Below are 20,545 nucleotides of genomic sequence, written 5' to 3'. Positions count from 1 at the left end.
ACTGCGTCGATAGGTGGCTACGAGCAGGCCATCGATCCGCCGCCCGCTACAGGGCGTCTCGCGCTACCGCGGCCAGCTTGGCAAAGCTGTCCATGTCACGCACGGCGAGATCGGCGAGCTGCTTGCGGTCGATCTGCACGTTTGCCTTCTTCAAGCCGTTGATGAAATGGCTGTAGCTCAAGCCCTGGATACGGGCCGCCGCGTTGATCCTGGTGATCCAGAGCCTGCGGAAATCACGCTTGCGGCGCTTGCGATCCTTGTATTCCTGCGCAAGGGCGCGTTCGACCTGTTCGCGGGCCATGCGAAACTGCGAACCGCGGCCGGCAACGTAGCCCCGGGCCTGCTTCATCACCTTGTTGCGCTTCTGCCTCGCGGCGGGATTGTTGGTTGCTCTCGGCATTGTTCTGCCTCCTGCTCGATGATCTCGGTTCTAGGTTCCTAGTTGCCGGCCAGCATCTTGTTGACCCGGGCCATGTCTGCGGAGTCGAGCATGGTCGCCTTGCGCAGGTTGCGCTTGCGCTTGGGGCTCTTGGCGGTGAACAGGTGGCCATGGTAAGCGTGGTTGCGCTTCACGCGGCCCGAGCCGGTACGCTTGAAGCGCTTGGCCGCGGCTCGGTTCGTCTTCATCTTCGGACCTTTCATCTTGTCTTCACCTTTCAGCAACGAGATGGCTTCCCGCGACCTTGACGGCTCGGCTGCGGTCAAGACGGGTATCGTCTCGTTCTATTCTGGTCTGTCCTGCTTGACCGGCATCAGGACCAGCGAGACCGTGCGTCCCTCCTGGCTGGGCCGACCTTCCGGCTTGCCGTATTCTGCCACTTCCTCGACGAGTTCCTTCAAGTACTCGATACCGAGCTCCATGTGAGAAAGTTCACGGCCGCGATACTGCATGATGACCTTGACCTTGTGCCCCTTCTGCAAGAAGGAGATGATGTGCTCCTTCTTGAAGTTGTAGTCGTGTTCATCGGTCTTGGGGCGTAACTTGATCGTCTTCACCTTGATGGTGTGTGACGCTGCCCGCGCACGACGGGCCTTCTTGCTCTGCTCGTACTTGAACTTGCCGTAGTCCATGATGCGGCACACTGGCGGCCTGGCCGTGGGCGCCACTTCCACCAGATCGAGTCCGCGCTCCGCAGCGAGTGCCTGGGCGTCGCGAGTTTCCATCACCCCCAGCTGTTCGCCGTCCTCGTCCACGACGAGGACGCGGGGTATGCGAATCATGCGATTAACCCGTAGCGTCTTCTCCTCTCTGATCTCACGTACCTCCTGAATGTGTGCTCTGATGCCCCGCCAAGAAAAAAACGGACACAACGGTCCGCTCCCATCTCTGACGCGAACCGTTCCTTCCCGGCAAGGGGCCGATAACGGTGGGAGGCTGTGCCTCCGCTTGGCTGAAATTTCCCGGCGCGGTCTTTCCGACCGGTCCCTAACCTACTTCTTGCGAGCGATTTCGTCAAGCATGAGCTCGCTAATATCCTGCACGGTCCGCTCGCCCAGATCACCCCCGTGGCGGACGCGTACGGCCACGCTGTCCGCTGCGGCCTCCTTCTGTCCCACGACGAGCATGTACGGCACACGCATCGTCTCCGCGTCGCGGATCTTGTAGCCTATCTTCTCGTCGCGCACGTCGGCATGGGCCCGCAAGCCCTTATCGAAAAGCCTCTTGGCGACGTCCTGGGCGTAGGCATGGTGATCGCGGCTGACCGACAGGATCCGACAGTGCTCGGGGGCCAGCCAGAGCGGGAAATCGCCGGCGTAATGCTCGGTGAGGATGCCGATGAAGCGTTCCAGCGAGCCCATGATGGCTCGGTGGACCATGTAGACATATTTCTCCTGGCCGTCCTGATCGACGTAGACGACTTCGAAGCGGCGCGGCAGGTTGAAATCGAACTGTACGGTAGTGGCCTGCCACTTGCGGCCGATGGCGTCGATCAGCTTGATGTCGATCTTGGGACCGTAGAAGACGGCCTCCCCCTCCTCGCGCGTGTAACCCAGGCCGTGCTTGGCCAGGGCGCTGACGAGGGAATTCTCCGCCATCTCCCATTCCTCGTCGGTGCCCGCGTACTTGTCCTTGTTCTGCGGGTCCCGCACGGACAGTTCGACCTTGAATTCGTCGAAGCCGAAGGTGCCCAGGATCTCCTTGGTCAGGTCCAGCACGCCGCAGACCTCGTCCTCCAGCTGGGCGGGCGTACAGAAGATGTGCGCGTCGTCCTGAGTGAAGCCGCGCACCCTCATCAAGCCATGCAGGGTACCGCGCAACTCGGCGCGGTAGACGGTGCCGAGCTCCGCGTATCGCACCGGCAGATTGCGGTAACTCCTCTTGTGCCGCTTGTAGATCAGGATATGGCCGGGGCAGTTCATGGGCTTCACGACGTAGGTACGGTCGTCCTGCTCGAAGACGTACATGTTCTCCCGGTAAAACTGCATGTGACCCGACGTGTCCCACAGATCCGCCTGTGAGATGTGGGGCGTGGTCACCGTGACGTAGCCGTCGCGCCGGTGAAGGGTCTTCCAGAAGCCGATGATCTCCTCGCGCAGTACGTCCCCGCGGGGATACCAGAACGATAGGCCGGGGCCCGCCTCGTCCATGCCGCCGAAGAGATCCAGTTCGCGCCCCAGCTTGCGGTGATCGCGCCGGCGGGCCTCCTCCAGCATGGCGAGATGCGCGTCGAGGTCCTTCTTCTTGTAGAATGCCGTGCCGTGAATCCGCTGCAGCTGCTGGTTCTCGCTGTCCCCGCGCCAGTAGGCGCCGGCTACGTTCAACAGCTTGAACGCCTTGAGTTCTTCCGTCCCCGGCACGTGCGGCCCCTCGCAGAGATCCGTGAATCCACCCATGACGTAGGCGGACAGGGACGCCTCGCCCAGGCTCTCGATCTGCTCGATCTTGTAGGGCTGGCCGGCGAAGATCTCGCGTCCCTGAGCGGCGGTGATGGTCTTGCGAACGATGGGCACCTTGCGTGCAGCCAGTTCGCGCATCTTGTCCTCGATCTTCGTCAGGTCCTCCTCCGCGAAGGGCTCCTCGCGATCGAAGTCGTAATAGAAACCGTGCTCGATCGCGGGCCCGAACGCGAATTTGGCGCCCGGGTAGAGTTCCTGGACGGCCCAGGCGAGCAGATGAGCCGCGGAGTGGCGCAGCGTGTCCAGACCCTCCGCCGAGTCACGCGTGATGACCTGCAGCCTGCCCGCGCCCGGCACGTTCTCGTCGAGGGTGTAATGCACGTCGTCGTGGGTCACGGCCACCGCGTTGCGCAACAGTCCGGCGCCTATCTCACCGACGGCGTCCTTGAAGGAGGCTCCCTCGGAGACCGCGACCGTGTTGCCGTCCGGCAGGGTCAACTGCATCTGAGCCATGGCGACTCGCTCCTCTCGACGGCCCGGGGCCCGATTCGTCAAAAAGATGAGGTGAATCCCCTGGACCCACCCCATCACTGGTCATCTCATTGGTGGGAGATACTGGACTCGAACCAGTGACCCCCTGCGTGTCGAGCAGGTACTCTAGCCAGCTGAGCTAATCTCCCACGCGGTAGACAGAAAGCTATTCCCGACACGGCGTGTTGTCAACCCCGGGGAGCTCAATTCAGGTAATCCAGCAGACGCCCGCCGGACACGGCATGACGTATCCTGCCGAGAGCCTGATTGCGGATCTGGCGCACCCGCTCGCGGCTCAGATCTATGTCCTGTCCGATGGTCTCCAGCGAGGCCGGTTCGTCGTCACCGAGTCCGTAGTAGCGTATGATGATGCTGCGTTCGCGCGGCGTCAGCTTCTCCAGGGCCTGGCGCATTTCGAGGAGCATCTCCCCGGTCAGGAGATACTCTTCCGGCGTCTTCTCGTCGGGATCGGCCAGGGTCTCGGCCAGGCTGATGCTCTCGTCGTCGAAGACGCTCTCGTCGAGACTGGCCAGGGGCCGGCTCGCGTTGCGTATCTGGTTCATCTTGCGCAGGGTGAGACCCAGCTCGGCCGCCACCTCTTCCTCGGTGGCCTTGCGGTGATGCAGCTGCTCGAGTCGACGCGAAGCCTTCTTCATCCGCTGAGCCTGCTGGGTGCGGTTGATCGGCAGACGTACCGTGTTCGTCTGCTCGGCGATTGCCTTCTGGATGGCCTGTCTGATCCACCAGACGGCGTAGGAAATGAACCGGAAATCCCGCCGTTCGTCAAAGCGCTTGGCGGCGGTGATCAGGCCGATGTTGCCCTCTGCGATCAGGTCCATGTAGCTCAATCCCTGGTTGAGGAACTTCTTGGCGACGCTGACCACGAAGCGCAGGTTGGCGTTCACGAGATGGTCGAGGGCATCCTTGTCGCCGCCGCGGATGCGACGCGCCAGTTCGAACTCCTCTTCCTTGGTCAAGAGCTTGTACTTGCCGATCGTCTGCAGGTAATGTTGCAGACTCGCGTCCTCGCGACGATCGCTGCTCAGTTCTATTTCGTACACGGAACCTCCTGGAACTCCGCTTCCCGACCGGGTTGGAACTGGGTGTCGTGTAATCCCTTGCTGTTACAAGAAAGACAGCCACTCATCAACGCAGAAGGGGTGGGCCGTGTTCCCTCATTTCTCGTGCGACCTACAACATATATTCAAATTCATTATCACTACGATCATATATTTCGGATCCTACACTGTCAAATCTTAAATGTACTCGTTTTCTCGTTTTTCTCGGCAAACGGGCCGAACCGCCCAACGGTCGGCTCGGCTCGCGGTTACGACTGCCATACCGGCGGTGTCAGTCGTCCACCACCTCGTATTCCGCATCGACAGTATCCGCCTGGCCCGGCGCCTCAGCCGCAGCCTCCCCGCCCGCAGGGCCCTTGCCGGCCGCCGCATTAGCGGCGGAGGCCTTTTCGTAGGCCTTGCTGGCCAGTTTCTGCATGGACTGCATCAGGGAATCGGTCGCCGTCTTGATGATGGCCGCATCGTCGCCCTTGAGTGTCTCCTCGACTGCCCTGATCTTGGACTCCACCTCCGATTTCAGGACTTCGTCGATATCGTCCTTCAATTCGTCGAGGCTCTTGCGCACCCGATGCACGGCGCTATCGGCCGAGTTGCGGGCATCGATCAGTTCGCGCTTCCTCTTGTCCTCGTCCGCATGGACATCGGCGTCGCTCACCATGCGCTCGATCTCCTGCTCGCTCAGCCCGCTGGAGGCCTGGATCTTGATGGACTGCTCCTTGCCCGTGGCCTTGTCCACCGCGCTCACCGAGAGGATGCCGTTGGCATCGATGTCGAAGCTGACCTCGATCTGCGGGATGCCCCGCGGCGCCGTCGGAATGCCGGTGAGCTGGAAACGTCCGATGGTCTTGTTGTCCATGGCCATCTCCCGCTCACCCTGCAGGACGACGATCTCCACGGTATCCTGGTTGTCGGCCGCCGTGGAGAAGATCTGGCTCTTCTTGGTCGGGATCGTGGTGTTGCGCTCGATCAGGGACGTACGCACACCACCCAGGGTCTCGATACCCAGGGTCAGCGGCGTGACATCGAGCAGCACCACGCCCAGGTCCTCGCCGCTCAACACGCCGCCCTGGATGGCTGCGCCCATGGCCACGACCTCGTCGGGATTGACCGATCTGTTCGGCTCCTTGTTGAATATGGCCTTCACTTTTTCCTGGACCGAGGGCATGCGCGTGGAACCGCCCACCAGGATGACCTCGTCGATGTCAGCGGACGTAAGGCCGGCGTCCTTCAGGCAGGCGCGGCAGGGAGCGACAGTGCTCTCGACGAGATGCTCCACGAGCGCCTCGAACTTGGCACGGGTCAGGGTCAGCGTCATATGCTTGGGCCCGGCCTGGTCGGCGGTGATGAAGGGCAGGTTTATCTCGGTCTGGCCGGACGTGCTCAGTTCGCACTTGGCGCGCTCGGCGGCCTCCTTCAGGCGCTGCAGGGCCATGGGATCCTTGCTCAGGTCTATGCCCTCGTCCCTCAAGAACGTGTCCACCAGATGGTCCACGACTACCTGATCGAAATCGTCGCCGCCGAGATGGGTATCGCCGTTGGTGGCGAGCACCGAGAAGACGTCGTCGCCGATCTCCAGGATGGAGATGTCGAAAGTACCGCCGCCGAGATCGAATACGGCGATGGTCTCTTCCTTCTTCTTGTCGATCCCGTAGGCGAGGGCCGCGGCGGTGGGCTCGTTGATGATGCGCTTGACGTCGAGACCTGCGATCTTGCCCGCGTCCTTGGTGGCCTGCCGCTGGCTGTCGTTGAAATAAGCGGGCACGGTGATGACGGCCTCGCTGACCGGTTCGCCCAGATACTCTTCCGCCGTCTGTTTGAGCGCCTGCAGGATGATGGCGGAGATCTCGGGCGGCGCGAACTCGCCGGCCACGGTCTTGACGCGTGCATCGCCGTTGGGACCGGCCACCACGGTGTAGGGAACTTCGTTGATCTCGTTGGCGACTTCACTGTGCTTGCGCCCCATGAAGCGCTTGATCGAATAGACGGTGTTCTCGGGGTTCGTCACGGCCTGGCGCTTGGCCAGCAGACCGACCAGACGTTCATCGTTCTTGTTCCAGGCGACGACCGACGGTGTCGTGCGGTTGCCCTCTTTATTCTGAATGACCTTGGCCTCGTCACCTTCCATCACGCTGACGACGCTGTTGGTGGTCCCGAGGTCGATGCCGATGATCTTGCCCATAACACTCTCCCTTTTATCTTGACGCGGGCCGAAAGCACGAATTCAGGTGCACCTATACAATCCCCGTGCCAATCGACCGTATTGGCTCAAATGCCGTAATTCATTATATATTTACAAGATACAGGTTGAGAGATCTTTGACAATATGTGCCGCGTCCAGACAACTGTCAACATTCAGACATTATGTCATACTCATGTCAGTCTTTGCCATCAGTACGGCCGAATTCTGACAAGCCCTGGCAGTAGGCCGCAAGGACCAGTACATCCAACAGTTTTGCATAGAGGGGAAACAGCACGGGGGCGTACGACTTGGCTGTGGGCCAGTTGCGGGCGACCGATTCGAACAGGGTGCGCACGGGGCCCAGGGCCAGGGTACGGGCGACCCTCACGTGCCAGGGTGCGCGCCCGCCGCCGGAAACGTCCATCACCAGATCCAGCTTCATCTCCGGCAGGCGGGACGGGTGCAGCTCCGCGAGCAGTTGCAGCGGGCCGTGTCCGCATTCCCGCTTCTTGGCCAGCCACGCCCCGAGCCCATGATGATGGATGTGCTCGGGGACAGGCTCGCGCAACGGCAGGAAACGGATGCCCTGCTCGTCCTCCAGACGGAATCCCAGCTCCATGTCCTCGAAACCGTATGCCGAGAACCTCACGTCGAAACCGCCCACGGCGACGAAGGCTGCGCGGGGAAACGAGGTGTTCTGTGTGACGAGATAACGAGCGGGCACTAGCTCCCCGCTCACCTTGGCGACGCCACGCGAGTCGATGTAATGGAAATGCGGGCCGTCGATGACTTCGCGCGCGGTCCGGACCAGACCGATGACTCCGCAGCCGGGATGGTTCGCGAGTAGGTCGACGTGGGAAGCCAGCAGGGTGGGCGGTGCGACGATGTCGTCGTCCAGGAAGAGGATCCACTCTCCCGCTGCCTCTCCCCCGCCCAGGTTGCGGGCTGCGGCCCGGCCCAGGTTGCGCCCCGGCGAGACGACGCGCAGCCGGCCGGACCAGCTTTCCGACGCGGTCTCGAGCCAGGCGGCGGTGCCGTCGCCAGAGCCATCATCGACGACCAGCAGCTCCCACTCCGCAGCGGGCAGGGTCTGCGCTGCCAACGCCGCGAGAGAGCGCTTCAGTTGGGACAGCTTGTCATGGGTCGGCACGACCACGCTGAGCCGCATGCTCATGACCGTCCCCCCCGTGCCTGCAGGCCCGGCAAGACGACGGACACCGGCCAGGAACCCCCCGTGCCGGCCAGGCAGCGGAAGATGTCGTCCACGTGCTGCATGTTCTGCCCGAAACCCGCCTCCCGCCGGGCGGTCGCCAGGGCCGCCTCGCCGCATGCACGGCGCAGGTCCGCGTCCGCCGCGAAGCGCAGCAGCGCACGGGCGAGACCGCCGGCATCGCGCGGCTCGACCACCAGACCGGAAACGCCGTCGCGTATCCACTCCACAGACGAGGGCAGGCTGGAGACCACGATGGCATCGCCACAGGCCATCGCCTCCAGCAGGCTGACCGCCGTAGCGTCGACCGACGGCACCGAGATGAAGACGTCGGCCGCGTTGAGAGCCGTCGCGAACTCCTCGTGCGGTATGCGGCCCAGGAACTTGGCGACGCCGGCGATGCCGGCTTCCTCTGCCGAAGCCCAGAAGGGGGCGGGATCCCCTTCGTAACCCGAGAAGAGAAAGCGCGCCCGGGGCTCCCGGGACATCACGCGGGCCGCGGCCTCGATCACCACGTCGATGTTGTAGTAGGGTTGGGTGAAGGACCGCGGCGAGAAGTAGAGCAGGTGATCGTCCGCGAAGCCCTGTGCCCGTCGCCACGCCGCGGCCGATCCGGGCCGGAAACGCGCGAAGTCCACGCCCCACAGGACCCGGAACGCCCGATCGGGGCGAGCCCCCATGGCGGCGGCGGCGGCGAGGATGTCCGTGGAGTCGCCGGTCAGCGCATCGCAGGAGCGCAGCGCCCGCTCGGCGAGCCAGCGCTTCAGCGCGTTCTCGTGCGGCGTCAGGTAGATGTCGTCGCCCCAGACGGTGAGTACGTTGGGATGGAAGCCGCTGAAGTGACCCCAATAGCCATAGCCGGTCAGGAAGTGCGTGTTGAGCAGATCGGGCCCGATATCGCGCAACAGCGTCTTGACCCGGCGCAGGGAGAAGGCGTAGCGCAGGGGTTTGGGACCGCTGCCGGCGCGGATGTCGTGGACCGCGACGCCGGGGATCTCGCCCGGCTGGACGGTCAGCAGGTGGCACTCGTGCCCACGCTCGGCGAACCAGAGTATCCAGCGCTCGGTATGGATGTGACGACCGATGGAAAGGAATGCAAGGCGCATCGGATCCGTCTCCCGCGCACTAAGGTACGGCCCTGTCCCATCGCGTAGGGTCAGGGCCCGATACTGGTGCCGAGGGCCGGACTCGAACCGGCACGGAGCAACGCTCCGAGGGATTTTAAGTCCCTTGCGTCTACCTGTTTCGCCACCCCGGCGACGGTCGGATCATGGAACAGCCTATACGGCGTGTCAACGACCGCCCGTATAGTTGTCGGCTACGCACGGACGGATCTGACAGAAAAACACCGGCCGCAGCCGGTGTCGGAACTGGAGGCGGCACCCGGACTCGAACCGGGGAATAACGGTTTTGCAGACCGTCGCCTTACCACTTGGCTATGCCGCCTCCGGAAGCTATAGGATGATGTTCTGGACAACATCTGTCAAGCCCGCCGCGCCGCCGGCCGCGTCGGTGAGCCCGGCAGAAATGAACCGCAGCCACGCATCCCCGCTCTGGCAACAAAAAAAGGAGGACACGTTCGTGCCCTCCTGTCTGGAGCGGGAAACGGGACTCGAACCCGCGACATCTACCTTGGCAAGGTAGTGCTCTACCAGCTGAGCTATTCCCGCGTAACATGCATCTTTCGGGAAGCAGAATATCAAGCAAGCCGCTTTGAAAGTCAAACAGGAAAATCACCGCGCCATGAGCGTGCGGTAGACGTTCCGGGTGGCGTCGGCCGCCTCCTGCCAGGAATAAGCCTTCAGCACACGGCGCCTGGCCGCAGCGCCGAAACGCGCCCGGTCGGCGGGAGCGGCGAGCAGCTCCGCCATGCGGTTCGTCAAGGCGCGCGCATCGCCCGAAGAGAAGTACGGGACGCAGTCGCCTCCGGCCTCCGTGTTCGGCGGGATATCGCTCACCAGGCAGCACTTCCCGTAACTCATGCCCTCGAGCAAGGCGATCGACAGGCCTTCGAGCGTGGACGGCAGGACGACCAGCTCGGCGTTCGTGTACAACTCGTCCAGCACCTCCCCGTGCACGAAGCCCGTGAAGAGGACTTCCTCCCCCGCCGTTTTCCGCAGCTGGTCGGCGTATCGCTCGGTGAAACCGGCATCGCCCGCGATCACCAGCGAGAACCGTTCGCGCAGTTCCCCGGGCAGGGACGCGTACGCGCCCGTGAGCAGATGGCAGCCCTTCTCAGGCACCAGCCGACCCACGAAGAGGATGTAGGGTTTGCGCACGCCGAGACTCGACATCAGACGGGGCCGGCGAAGGACGGGTTGCGAGACGCCGTTGGGTATGCACACTGTCTCCGCGCCGTGCCGCTCCCGGAAATGCTGCTGCAGAGCGTGCGATACCACGATGGTGCGGTCGGGCAAGCGGACGCAGGCGTGCTCGCCGAGGCGGAGGATGCCCCGCGCCACCCGGCCCCATTTCTCGCGTTGCCAGTCCAGACCGTGCACCGTCACGACGGTCCGGCGCCCGGCGACCCAGCGGGGAATCCCGGACAGCAGGCCAGGTCCCAGGGCGTGATAGTGCAGGATGTCGTACCCCCGCCAGACGGCATCCACGGTGCAGGCGACGGTATGGCTGATGGCATCGAAGTGCTTGGTGGGAATGCTCGCCAGGCGCCGGACATCGACGCCAGCGAGCAGCGTGGGGCCGTGCGCGTCGCTGTAGTGGGGACGGCTGTAGATGGTGACTTCCACGCCGGCCGGGGCCAGCCGGGCCACCAGCTCGGCCACGTGCTTCTCGATGCCGCCGTGGACCGGAGGGTAGCCCTTCTGGCCGATCATGGCCACGCGCAACGGTCGTTCGCTCACACTGCACCCACCGGGCTATACCGTAGTGAAGGTCAGCTCCTGCGGACTACCGCCATCCTTGATGGAGACGCACGCCTTCTCCAGCACTTCGACGACCTGCAGGCCGAGCGCCCCGTTGCTCAAGGGCTGGGCGCGCCCGAGGACGCAATCCACGAAATGCCCGGCCTCGACCTTCAGCGGTTCGAGCTGGGCGATCTTGGGGATCAGGATGTCGCCATGGCGATAGGCCAGATGGAATTCGCCGAAACCGTCATAGTGGGGCATGACGTCCACGCCCTTGTCGTAGATCCGGATCTTGTCGGTCATCGCCACGTCATCATAGACGACCATCTTCTTGCTGCCGACAAAGGTCGATTCGCGGATCTTGTTGGGATCGAGCCAGCTCACGTGCAGGTGCGCCACCTGAGAGCCGGGATACTCCAGGGTGACGAACGCCACGTCCTCGAGGCCCTTGTCGCGCTGGACGAAGCACTTGCCGGTGGCGGACACCCGGGTCGGTGTCGATTCGAAGAGGTAGTTGAGCATGGCTACGTCGTGGGGCACCAGGTCCCACACGACGTTGGCGTCGCTCTGGAAGATGCCGAGGTTCACGCGCTGGATGTTGACGTAGTAGATCTCCCCGAGATCCCCGCTCTGGATCAGATCCTTGATCTTGCGCACCGCGGGCACGAAGAGGAATATGTGGCCGACCATGATCTGCAGCCTGCGGGAGACGGCGATGTCCACCAGCTGGCGGCATTCCTCGGCGCTGGCCGCCATGGGCTTCTCGATGAAGAGATGCTTCCCGCTCTCCAGCACGGCCTTGCCGAGCGGGAAATGTGTGGAGACCGGCGTCGCCACGACCACGGCCTGTATCGAATCGTCCGCGACGATGTCCGCGAAATCCGCCGTGACCTTGGCCTGGGGATAGAGCTTGGCCATGTGCCGGCGCCTGTCCTCTTTGAGATCACATATGGCGACGAGGTCCACGTCCGGATGATTGTTGAAGTTCCGGATGAGGTTCGGCCCCCAGTAGCCACATCCCACGGCTGCCATCCTCAGCATTGCCATCTCCTTCGTTCCCGTCTCGGTGTTGGGCGATCAGACATAGTAAAGCCGGCCGGTGCCTCTGCACAAGCCGGCCTTGTTCATTGTATCGTGTCGGGAGGCAGGAGCTTGAGCGATTATCCCTCGTTTGCGGGAACTGTCAATAGCCTCCGGTGCCTCTCAGAACCACCGGCAGCGTCTTGAGCATGATCTCAAGATCCATACGCAAGGACCACGTGTTGATGTAGTGGATGTCCAGTCGGACCATCTCCTCGAAGGTCACGTTGCTGCGACCGCTCACCTGCCAGAGACCAGTCAGCCCGGGCGTGACGCGCAGGCGTTCGTGGTGCCAGGGCTGATAGTGATCCAGTTCGTAGGCGATGGGCGGTCGTGGCCCGACCAGGCTCATCTCGCCGCGTATGATGTTGATCAACTGGGGCAACTCGTCCAGAGACGTCCTGCGCAGCCAGGCGCCGATCCTCGTCACGCGCGGATCATCGGTCATCTTGAAGACATTATCCTGGGCGGTTTCCTTCTCGTTCCCGTTGATGAACATGGCGGCGAACTGACGATGGATCGCGTCGTCGCTGTTATGGACCATGGTTCGGAATTTCAGGAACGGGAAGGGCACCCCGTCCTTGCCAACCCTCTCCTGCACGAACAGGATGGGACCGGGGCTGGATCTCTTGACCAGGATCGAGATCACCAGAAGCAGCGGGGACAACAACGCAACCGCGAGGCCCGATAAAAGGACATCGCTGTAGCGTTTGAGCTTTCCGCGGAAACTGGCTGATCGTGACGTGTCGGCTACCAGGTAGAGAGTTGGACCGGAGGACACAACCTCAGCTGCAACAGCCGAAAAAGCCACCGCGTCTTCCTTCATGTGTAGGTTCTCCCTCTGCCAGATCAGAGTGATGCAGCATTTGGAAACGCGTTAGCTTGTTGCCATCAAGCTCCTTCCTTTACTCGATGCCCCCCGGAGCGCAGCACACTGGCCACGAATCTTCGCGTATTATAGCAGAAGATCGCACACGAAGTCTACCATTTCATGCGTCATTTCTGCAAAAATCGGCAAGGAAACGATATTTTCACACAAGTCTTCCGCCACCGGGTAGGATGTGCCTTCGGCGATTAATCCACTCAATGCCGGCTGGAGGTGGCATGCAACCGGGTAGTGCCTGCCGCAGAACACGTTATGTTCCTTCAAGCGGGTGATCAGACCTGCGGCGTCGCGATCCTGGATGGGGAAAAGATGGTGTACGGGTTCCGTTCCGGGAACCACGGCCGGCATGCGATACGTCCCCTCGAGACGCTCGCGGTAGTGTCCGGCCACCTCCCGGCGCTTCGCGTTCCAGGTGTCCAGATGTTTCAACTTGATGTCCAGCACGACGGCCTGCAGTGCGTCGAGGCGGCCCGTGTAGCCGATGTGGTCGTGCAGGTTCTTATCACCCTGGCCATGGTGACGCAGACTGCGCAGCAGCGCGACCATGTCGGCGTCGTCCGTCACGACCATGCCGCCGTCCCCGAAACCGCCGAGATTCTTGCCCGGATAGAAGCTGAAGGCACCTGCCAGCCCCAGGCTCCCGGTCCTGCGGCCGTCGAACCGAGCCCCGTGAGCCTGGCAGGCATCCTCGACCAGCGGGATATCCCCCGCCACGGCCACCAGTTCGTCCCACGGCAACACGTTGCCGAAAAGATGCACGGGAAGGATGGCCTTGGTGCGCGGCGTGATGGCGCCTGCGAGGGCGGACGGGTCCATGAGCCAGGTGTCGGGATCGACATCCACGAAGACGGGCGTGGCACCGGTGTACACGATCGCTTCCACGGTCGCGATGAAGGTGTTGGGCACGGTGACGACCTCGTCGCCCTCCCCCACACCCATACTGCGCAGGATCAGGTGCAGGGCCTGGGTGCCGGAATCGACGCCCACGGCCTCGCGGCAACCGCAGAAGCTCGCGAAATCGCGCTCGAAGCCGGCCAATCGGTCGCCGAGGATGAACGCGGTGTTGTCCACGACATCCGCGATCGCGGCGTCCAGTTCCGCTCGCAGCGGCGCGATCTGGGCCTTGAGGTCGAGAAATGGGACCATCATCTGGCGCGTCATGGACGTGAATCTCCTTATGGCTGGGAGTCGTCCCCACGGCAAATCGGCTGCCGGCTCGGGGAAAATGCAGCGCCGGGTTGCTTTGCCCATCGGCAAAATATGTTCCTTGCGTTGGAAGCCATTAATATACCAGAATCCTGGCGCGCGAAAGAAAAATTACACATCGGCACCGGGGCATACAAAAGGCTTGCGTTCATACGTCGATGAGGTTTATTCGTGCGAGTCGACCTTCATGCCGGCATGACCCCGCCCAGAGGCGCCGCCGTCGCCGGAATCCTCGTCGCCACTGTCTTGCCGCCCGGTCTACACCCCGCCGGCATGAGCGAAAATAGCAGCAAAGAGAGGAGCTAGACATGACCACTGGCCTGGAAGTCAAGCCTGCAGGAGGTAAGCTGGGCATTCTCACGCCAGGCATGGGCGCCGTATCCTCGACCTTCATGGCCGGAGTAATCGCGGTACGCAAGGGGCTTCGGCTGCCCATCGGCAGCCTCACCCAGCTGGGACATATCCGGCTGGGCAAGCGGACGGACAACCGCCAGCCCCTGGTCCGCAATTTCGTGCCCCTGGCCGATCTCGGTGCCATCGAATTCGGCGGCTGGGACATCTTCGAGGATTCCATCTTCGATGCCGCGCTGACCGCCGGCGTGTTGCCGCGGGAGCTCCTGCTGGAACTTGAGGCCGAGCTGAGCGCCATCAAACCCATGCCGGCCGTGTTCGACAACTACTACGTCAAGAAGCTCCACGGCACCCACGTCAAGCAGGGGGCCGATAAGATGGAGCTCGCCGAGCAGCTGATGGCCGACATGGAGAACTTCAAGCGGGAGAAGGGTTGCGATCGACTGGTCATGGTCTGGTGCGGATCCACCGAGATCTACATGAAGCCGTCCGACGTGCACCAGACGGTAGAGTCCTTCGAGAACGGCCTGCGCAACAATCATCCCGACATCGCGCCGAGCATGATCTACGCCTACGCGGCCATCAAGATGGGCATACCCTATGCCAACGGCGCGCCCAACCTTAGCGCCGATTTCCCGGCCCTGGAGCAGCTGGCCCTGGAGACGGGCACGCCCACGATGGGCAAGGACTTCAAGACGGGCCAGACGCTGATGAAGACCATCCTCGCCCCCGGCTTCAAGGCCCGCCTGCTTGGAGTGAACGGCTGGTTCTCCACCAACATCCTCGGCAACCGCGACGGCGAAGTCCTGGATGATCCGGAGAGCTTCAAGACCAAGGAGGAATCGAAGCTGAGCGTACTGGACACGATCCTCCAGCCGGAGCTCTACCCGGATCTCTACGGCGACCTCTACCACAAGGTCAGGATCAACTACTACCCGCCCCGCGGCGACAACAAGGAGGGCTGGGACAACATCGACATCTTCGGTTGGCTGGGTATGCCCATGCAGATCAAGGTGGATTTCCTCTGCCGAGACTCCATCCTGGCCGCCCCGATCGTGCTCGATCTGGCACTCTTCCTCGACCTGGCCAGACGCGCCGGTCTTTCCGGGATCCAGGAATGGCTGTCCTTCTATTTCAAGAGCCCGGTCACTCCCGAGGGGCTCTATCCCGAACACGACCTCTTCATCCAGCAGAAGAAACTCAAGAACACCCTGCGCTGGATGATGGGCGAAGAGCTGATCACACACCTCGGCCGGGAGTACTACGAAGATGTCTCCCTGGACGATCGGTGACGCCGACCGCAGAAGGGGGCCGGCCAAGCGGCCGGCCTCTCCCTTGAAGACCGGGAATCGACATGCCCCTGCCAGGCCTCGAGCACACGGACTGGGAACTGCGCTGCCTGACCGTCGGTCCGCTGCTGATGAATGCCTACCTGCTCTCGTCCCCGGCCGCCGGCGTGGCGGCGCTGGTGGATCCCGGCGATGACCCGGACGTGCTGCTGGCCGCAGTCGAAGCCTCCGCCTGCAGACTGTCGTACCTGCTCTGTACACATTGCCACTTCGATCACATCTCCGCCGCCGCCATGATTCAGGCCGAATGGGATCTCCCCCTGCTGGTGCATCCTCACGATCGCGCCCTGATCGAGAACCTCAATGGCGCCCGCGCCATGTACGGGTTCCTCCCGGTGGCGACTCCGCGCTGGGAGTTGCTGCCGGCCGGAGCCGGGGGCAAGCTGCCCTTCGCCGGCGGCGACCTGCGCTGGCTCCAGTCACCCGGCCACAGCCCCGGCCATCTGATCTTTCATTTCGGGGACAGCGCCCTGGTTGGAGACGTGATCTTCGCGGGATCGATCGGTCGGACCGACCTGCCGGGCGGCGACTTCGACACGCTCGCCAGAAGCATCCGCACCCTCGTCTACACCATGGACGAGAAGACCGTGCTCCATACGGGGCACGGTCCTGCGACCACTGTCGGCGAAGAGATGGCGAGCAATCCCTTCGTGCGCCTGGACTGATTCCACGACCCGATACCCGCGGAACCCTACTTGTTCGGAGCCTGCAGGGCGGCGGTGTTGAGGGCCTCCAGCTTGTCGCCCTTCTTCTTCTCGAGCAGCTTGTGTCGCCGCAACAACTCGCTCTTGATCCAATCCCGGTACAGGGAAGCTCCCAGACAGCCCGAGTCGTATGAGAAGATGCTCCTGAAGTGCGAGGGCGCCTCTTCGATCTTGATGTTGTTGGTGATCATGGTCTTGAAGACGGCGTTCTTAAACTGGCTGCGCATCTGCTTAGCCACGTGCTTCTGCAGGTCCGTACGACCGTCCTTGAGGGTCACCAGCACACCAATTATCTGCAGCCAGATGTTTTGACGTTCCTGTACCTTCTCGATGGTCGCGCGCAGCTGGTCCATCGTCGATACGGCCAGCCCCGTGCACGGCGTCGGGATCAGCACGTAATCGGCGGCGACCAGGGCGTTCTGCGTGAGGATCCCCAGGTTGGGCGGCGTGTCGATGATGATCCAGCCGTACGAGGAGGCCAGCCCCTGGGTCACCTTCACCAGCCGGTCGGTGATCTGGGTGCGGGAGATGCTGTCCAGTGACGGGCTGGAAGGTATCACGTCGATGTTCTCGTCGAAGACCGTCGAGGTTATGCCGTCCTGCGGTGTGATGGCCCGGCGTAACACGTCGAAGATCGAACGGGCCGGAGGTTCGCCATCCGGTTTCCCGAGCAGTGTGGATGTTGCGCAGCAATGCGGATCCATGTCGATGACGAGGCAGGAGGAGGTGATATCGCTGTATCGGGTCAGTCCGGCGGCCAGATTCAAGGCGGTGGTCGTCTTGCCCGACCCTCCCTTGTGATTCACGACGGCGATCACATTGCCCATGGAATACTCCCTGTTCGGCGCGAGGACGTTTCACGACAGCTAGACGACAAGCATGCAATTAAACGCAATCGACACTTGCATGCAACCCGAATGTACAGTCATGTCATTCTGCGCGAACGTGAATATTCTTTAATAACATACGGCACAGCCAAATACGATATACAATCAAGGTAATACATTAACTAATGAATGGCTGGATCTATGGATCGATTATATGCCTTATTCTCATAATCGGGACATTCTGTCAGAAGAGTACGGCCAATCCGAAGGACAAACCCATCAGGTGTTGCGGCCCCACCTCCTTGTACGCCGCAGTCAAAGGCCAGTTCGCCTCCGTGATCCCCTCTGATCTCAACTGAACGACCGTATCCGAGATCTCCCCCCGCAACCGCCAGGCACCGGCAAGGCTGTAGAACGCGCCCGCGCCGATCCTGGGTGCGAGCTTCGACTGCGACAGGTAATCCGCCCTGGCGCTCACGTCCAGGTAGCCCACACCCGCACTGAGGAAGGGTGCAAGCGGGGTGTCCAGCAGTCGTTGCTCCCAGCCCAGGCCGATCCACACCATCGTCAAGGTGTCGTAGTGCACGAGTTTAACGAATTGGGAGTCATTGGCCAGGGCGGTGGCATCCATTTCGGTCCAGGAGAAATCGACGCATAACCAGCCCCGCGGTGTCATGCGGCGCGCCAGACAGAAGCCAAGCAGGACACTCTCGTCCAGGGTCACCGTGAACCGCTGGGCCTGGAAAGTCTCCCCTGCGACCGGCGCCGTCCAGTCCGTGGTCAGCTCTTCCTTCACACGGAAGACGTCGCCGCCGGCGCTGGCGCCGACCACCACCGAGAGACCCCACGCCGCCTCGACCGGCAGGCTCGCCTCGGAGACAGGCCTGGTGCGCCCACGCTTGGGCTCGAGCACATATGCGTCGGCGTAGGAGACCGCGACCTGGGTGCACACAGCCAGCAATGCCGCGGCGGCCACCGGCAGCAGGGGACACCGCCGGACGCCGCATCTGGGCAAAAGGGCGGTCATTCCTTGTCTTTCCGGTTCAGGAGGTGGCTGATGATGTCCACCGGGATCGGGAAAATCGTCGTCGAGTTGTTCTCCCGCGCCACTTCCGTCACGGTCTGCAGGTAGCGCAGCTGGATGGCGGCCGGGTCCCGGGAGATGATGGCTGCGGCCTCGGCGAGCTTATGGCTGGCCTGCAGTTCGCCGTCGGCGTGGATGACCTTGGCGCGCCGCTCGCGTTCTGCTTCGGCCTGCCGCGCCATGGCGCGGCGCATCTCCACCGGCAGATCGACGTCCTTGATCTCGACGGTGCTGACCTTGATGCCCCAGGGATCCGTCTGCTTGTCGATGATCTCCTGGATCTGGAGGTTCAGCTGGTCCCGTTTCGACAGCAGATCGTCCATTTCCACCTGCCCCATCACGCTGCGCAACGTGGTCTGGGCGACCTGGCTGGTGGCGTACAGGTAATCCTCCACGTTGATCACGGCCTTGTCCGGCTGCACGACCCGGAAGTAGATGACGGCGTTGACCTTCACCGACACATTGTCGTGCATGATGACGTCCTGGGGCGGCACGTCCATGGGTATCGTCCGCAAGCTGATCTTGACCATGCGGTCGATCACCGGTATCAGCAGGATCAGACCTGGCCCCTTGACCCCATTCAGCCTCCCCAGCCTGAACACCACCGCGCGCTCGTATTCGCGGAGGATACGGACGGCATTCGCCAGGATCACCAGCACCAGCAGGATGATCGGCCCCACGCCCAAGGTCAGGAATTGCATGTCAGCCTCCCGGGTTGGCAGCCGGACGCACGCGCACCCGGCCATTTTCGCACCCCGTCACGATCACGCGGTCACCCACGCGCACGGGAGTGTCAGCATCGAACGACCAATACTCGCCGAATACCGCGATCACGCCTTGGCATCCGCCATCAGTGGCGTCCGCCACGACCTTGACTACCGACCCGATCATACCCGTCATGGCCTGCTGACCCGACGCGGGCGGTTTGCGTTGCGCCTTCAGGCCCAAGCCCACCAGCCCGAGAATCAGCAACACCGTGAATACCACGACGGGCAACACCAGCTTGAGAGACAGCGTACCCAGGGGACCTGCGTTTTCGAAGAGCAGGACCGACCCGAGCAAAAGGGAAACCGTCCCCCCCACAGCCAGCGCACCGTAACTGGTGATCTTGATCTCGAGCAGGAGCAGAATAACGCCCAGCAGCAACAGCAGCACCCCCACGTAGTTCACCGGCAGGCCCTGGAAGGCGAGCATTGCCAGCAGGAGTCCCAGCACACCCACGACGCCCGGCAGCACGGCGCCGGGCCGACTCAACTCGAAGAAGATGCCATAGATGCCGAGCATGAGGAAGATGTACGCGATGTTCGGGTCGGTTATCGTACGCAGGAATTTCTGCCGCCAGCTGAGCGGCATCTCCACGACCCAGGCGCCGGCGGTCCGCATCACGGCGCCGCCCCCGGCCGGGAAGCGCCCGTCGCACCAGACGATCAGTTCACCGACATCCGCCGCCACTACGTCGATCATGCCCAGGGCCAGTGCGCTATCCGCCGGAACGGAGACGCTCTCGCGCACGACGTCTTCGCACCAGCCAGTGCTGCGACCTCGCCCCGCGGCCAGGCCCGTGAGATAGGCGACGGCGTCGTTGGTCACCTTGCCGGACATCACCTCGTCCATCTCGCCGCCCATGTTCACCGGATGGGCCGCCCCGGCGTTGGTCGACGGCGCCATGGCGGCCACGTGCGAGGCCGCCAGCAGGAAAACGCCCGCCGAGGCCGCGCGAGATCCGGCCGGCCAGACGAAGACCGCCACCGGCACCTCCGAGGCAAGAATGTACCGGACCATGTCGCGCATGGACGTATCCAGACCGCCCGGCGTGTCCAGGGCCAGGATCAGCAGTTCAGCGCGCTGCTCCCCGGCCCGGACGATCCCTTCCGTCAGGTATTCGACGGCGATGGGGCCGATGCCCCCTTGCCAGTGCAAGACCAGAACGATCGGGGATTCAGGATCGGCGAATCCGCTCTCCGCCGCAGCCGCCGCCTGCATGAGCGGCGCCGGACACAGTACCGCCGCCGAAATGCACAGGACAAGCGCGATCGCTCTACGCCGCGTCATAGGGTCCGGAAGCCTCGCCTGCATGTCCCTCCTCCGCATCAGGTTCCGGGCGCCGTGAGCGAGAACGTCTCCAGCAGGGCCCGCAGCCGTCTGAAAAAATCCATCTTTTCCTTGTTCGGAGCATAGACGAGCAGGTCGAGACAGAAAATCCGCCCGCGCGCCTCGTCCGCGACGAAATAGCACCAGAACGGGCCGCCCACCTCCACCCGGCGGCTCGTCCAGTTGCCGGCGAGCTTGACGGCCCGGAGCCCGGCGATCGTCTCGTGCGACCATACGAAGGACACGGGGTCGAGCTCCTCCTGGTG

General features: G+C 62.9%; 19 protein-coding genes and 4 tRNA genes. 2 read left to right on the top strand and 21 right to left on the bottom strand.

Translation table 11 applies throughout. The annotated features are described in order from the left end of the window. Positions 1-46: 46 nt before the first annotated feature. The 16 genes from rplT to KJ554_13275 all read right to left on the bottom strand — a co-directional run bounded on the left by rplT (position 47) and on the right by KJ554_13275 (position 13,816). The gene (rplT, locus tag KJ554_13350; protein ID MBU0743318.1) at positions 47-400 is read right to left on the bottom strand and encodes a 50S ribosomal protein L20; all 354 of its coding nucleotides are present in this window, start codon (positions 398-400) and stop codon (positions 47-49) included. A 38-nt stretch (positions 401-438) separates the two neighbouring features. Continuing rightward, a complete protein-coding gene (rpmI, locus tag KJ554_13345; protein ID MBU0743317.1) occupies positions 439-642 on the bottom strand; it encodes a 50S ribosomal protein L35 in 204 nt (67 codons plus the stop codon). A gap of 81 nt (positions 643-723) precedes the next feature. Continuing rightward, on the bottom strand, positions 724-1,221 hold the full coding sequence (gene infC / locus KJ554_13340) for a translation initiation factor IF-3 (GenBank protein MBU0743316.1): 498 nt from the start codon (positions 1,219-1,221) through the stop codon (positions 724-726). 210 nt (positions 1,222-1,431) lie between these two features. Next, on the bottom strand, positions 1,432-3,351 hold the full coding sequence (gene thrS, locus KJ554_13335; GenBank protein MBU0743315.1) for a threonine--tRNA ligase: 1,920 nt from the start codon (positions 3,349-3,351) through the stop codon (positions 1,432-1,434). Between the two features lie 90 nt (positions 3,352-3,441). After that, positions 3,442-3,518: transfer RNA gene (locus tag KJ554_13330), tRNA-Val, on the bottom strand. Positions 3,519-3,572: 54 nt separating this feature from the next. Then, positions 3,573-4,430, bottom strand: coding sequence for an RNA polymerase sigma factor RpoD/SigA (locus tag KJ554_13325; GenBank protein ID MBU0743314.1), 858 nt, complete (start codon positions 4,428-4,430; stop codon positions 3,573-3,575). A 289-nt stretch (positions 4,431-4,719) separates the two neighbouring features. Continuing rightward, positions 4,720-6,627, bottom strand: coding sequence for a molecular chaperone DnaK (gene dnaK, locus KJ554_13320; GenBank protein MBU0743313.1), 1,908 nt, complete (start codon positions 6,625-6,627; stop codon positions 4,720-4,722). Positions 6,628-6,823: 196 nt separating this feature from the next. Continuing rightward, entirely contained in the window at positions 6,824-7,801 is a 978-nt protein-coding gene (locus tag KJ554_13315) for a glycosyltransferase (GenBank protein ID MBU0743312.1), read from the bottom strand. After that, positions 7,798-8,943 (bottom strand): glycosyltransferase, encoded by a 1,146-nt coding sequence (locus tag KJ554_13310; protein ID MBU0743311.1) that lies wholly within the window; start codon positions 8,941-8,943, stop codon positions 7,798-7,800. Before KJ554_13310 ends, KJ554_13315 begins: the two co-directional genes overlap by 4 nt. A gap of 64 nt (positions 8,944-9,007) precedes the next feature. After that, a tRNA-Leu gene (locus KJ554_13305) sits at positions 9,008-9,095 on the bottom strand. A 113-nt stretch (positions 9,096-9,208) separates the two neighbouring features. Continuing rightward, positions 9,209-9,283: transfer RNA gene (locus KJ554_13300), tRNA-Cys, on the bottom strand. Positions 9,284-9,431: 148 nt separating this feature from the next. After that, positions 9,432-9,507: transfer RNA gene (locus KJ554_13295), tRNA-Gly, on the bottom strand. A 63-nt stretch (positions 9,508-9,570) separates the two neighbouring features. After that, the gene (locus tag KJ554_13290) at positions 9,571-10,698 is read right to left on the bottom strand and encodes a glycosyltransferase family 4 protein (protein ID MBU0743310.1); all 1,128 of its coding nucleotides are present in this window, start codon (positions 10,696-10,698) and stop codon (positions 9,571-9,573) included. 15 nt (positions 10,699-10,713) lie between these two features. Then, the gene (locus tag KJ554_13285) at positions 10,714-11,742 is read right to left on the bottom strand and encodes a Gfo/Idh/MocA family oxidoreductase (GenBank protein MBU0743309.1); all 1,029 of its coding nucleotides are present in this window, start codon (positions 11,740-11,742) and stop codon (positions 10,714-10,716) included. A gap of 142 nt (positions 11,743-11,884) precedes the next feature. Then, a complete protein-coding gene (locus tag KJ554_13280) occupies positions 11,885-12,607 on the bottom strand; it encodes a sugar transferase (GenBank protein MBU0743308.1) in 723 nt (240 codons plus the stop codon). A gap of 129 nt (positions 12,608-12,736) precedes the next feature. After that, the gene (locus tag KJ554_13275; protein MBU0743307.1) at positions 12,737-13,816 is read right to left on the bottom strand and encodes a DegT/DnrJ/EryC1/StrS family aminotransferase; all 1,080 of its coding nucleotides are present in this window, start codon (positions 13,814-13,816) and stop codon (positions 12,737-12,739) included. Between the two features lie 365 nt (positions 13,817-14,181). On the opposite strand from KJ554_13275, the gene KJ554_13270 reads away from it, so the two are divergent. Both KJ554_13270 and KJ554_13265 read left to right on the top strand, forming a co-directional pair. Then, complete coding sequence (locus KJ554_13270) at positions 14,182-15,516, top strand: inositol-3-phosphate synthase (protein ID MBU0743306.1); 1,335 nt, start codon at positions 14,182-14,184, stop codon at positions 15,514-15,516. Between the two features lie 62 nt (positions 15,517-15,578). Next, a complete protein-coding gene (locus KJ554_13265) occupies positions 15,579-16,238 on the top strand; it encodes an MBL fold metallo-hydrolase (protein MBU0743305.1) in 660 nt (219 codons plus the stop codon). Between the two features lie 26 nt (positions 16,239-16,264). Here KJ554_13265 and KJ554_13260 read toward each other — a convergent pair whose 3' ends face one another. The 5 genes from KJ554_13260 to KJ554_13240 all read right to left on the bottom strand — a co-directional run. Continuing rightward, complete coding sequence (locus KJ554_13260; GenBank protein MBU0743304.1) at positions 16,265-17,104, bottom strand: ParA family protein; 840 nt, start codon at positions 17,102-17,104, stop codon at positions 16,265-16,267. Positions 17,105-17,348: 244 nt separating this feature from the next. Then, the gene (locus KJ554_13255) at positions 17,349-18,131 is read right to left on the bottom strand and encodes a porin family protein (protein MBU0743303.1); all 783 of its coding nucleotides are present in this window, start codon (positions 18,129-18,131) and stop codon (positions 17,349-17,351) included. Continuing rightward, positions 18,128-18,889, bottom strand: coding sequence for a slipin family protein (locus KJ554_13250; protein MBU0743302.1), 762 nt, complete (start codon positions 18,887-18,889; stop codon positions 18,128-18,130). The genes KJ554_13255 and KJ554_13250 overlap by 4 nt, the downstream gene beginning before the upstream one ends. Before the next feature lies 1 nt (position 18,890). Beyond that, positions 18,891-20,171, bottom strand: coding sequence for a nodulation protein NfeD (locus KJ554_13245; GenBank protein MBU0743301.1), 1,281 nt, complete (start codon positions 20,169-20,171; stop codon positions 18,891-18,893). Between the two features lie 107 nt (positions 20,172-20,278). Next, the coding region (locus KJ554_13240; GenBank protein MBU0743300.1) for a DUF4837 family protein at positions 20,279-20,545 on the bottom strand (267 nt) is incomplete at its 5' end.

Source organism: bacterium (assembly GCA_018814885.1).
Classification (GTDB): domain Bacteria; phylum Krumholzibacteriota; class Krumholzibacteriia; order LZORAL124-64-63; family LZORAL124-64-63; genus JAHIYU01.
This window is presented reverse-complemented; position numbering and strand designations above follow the sequence as displayed.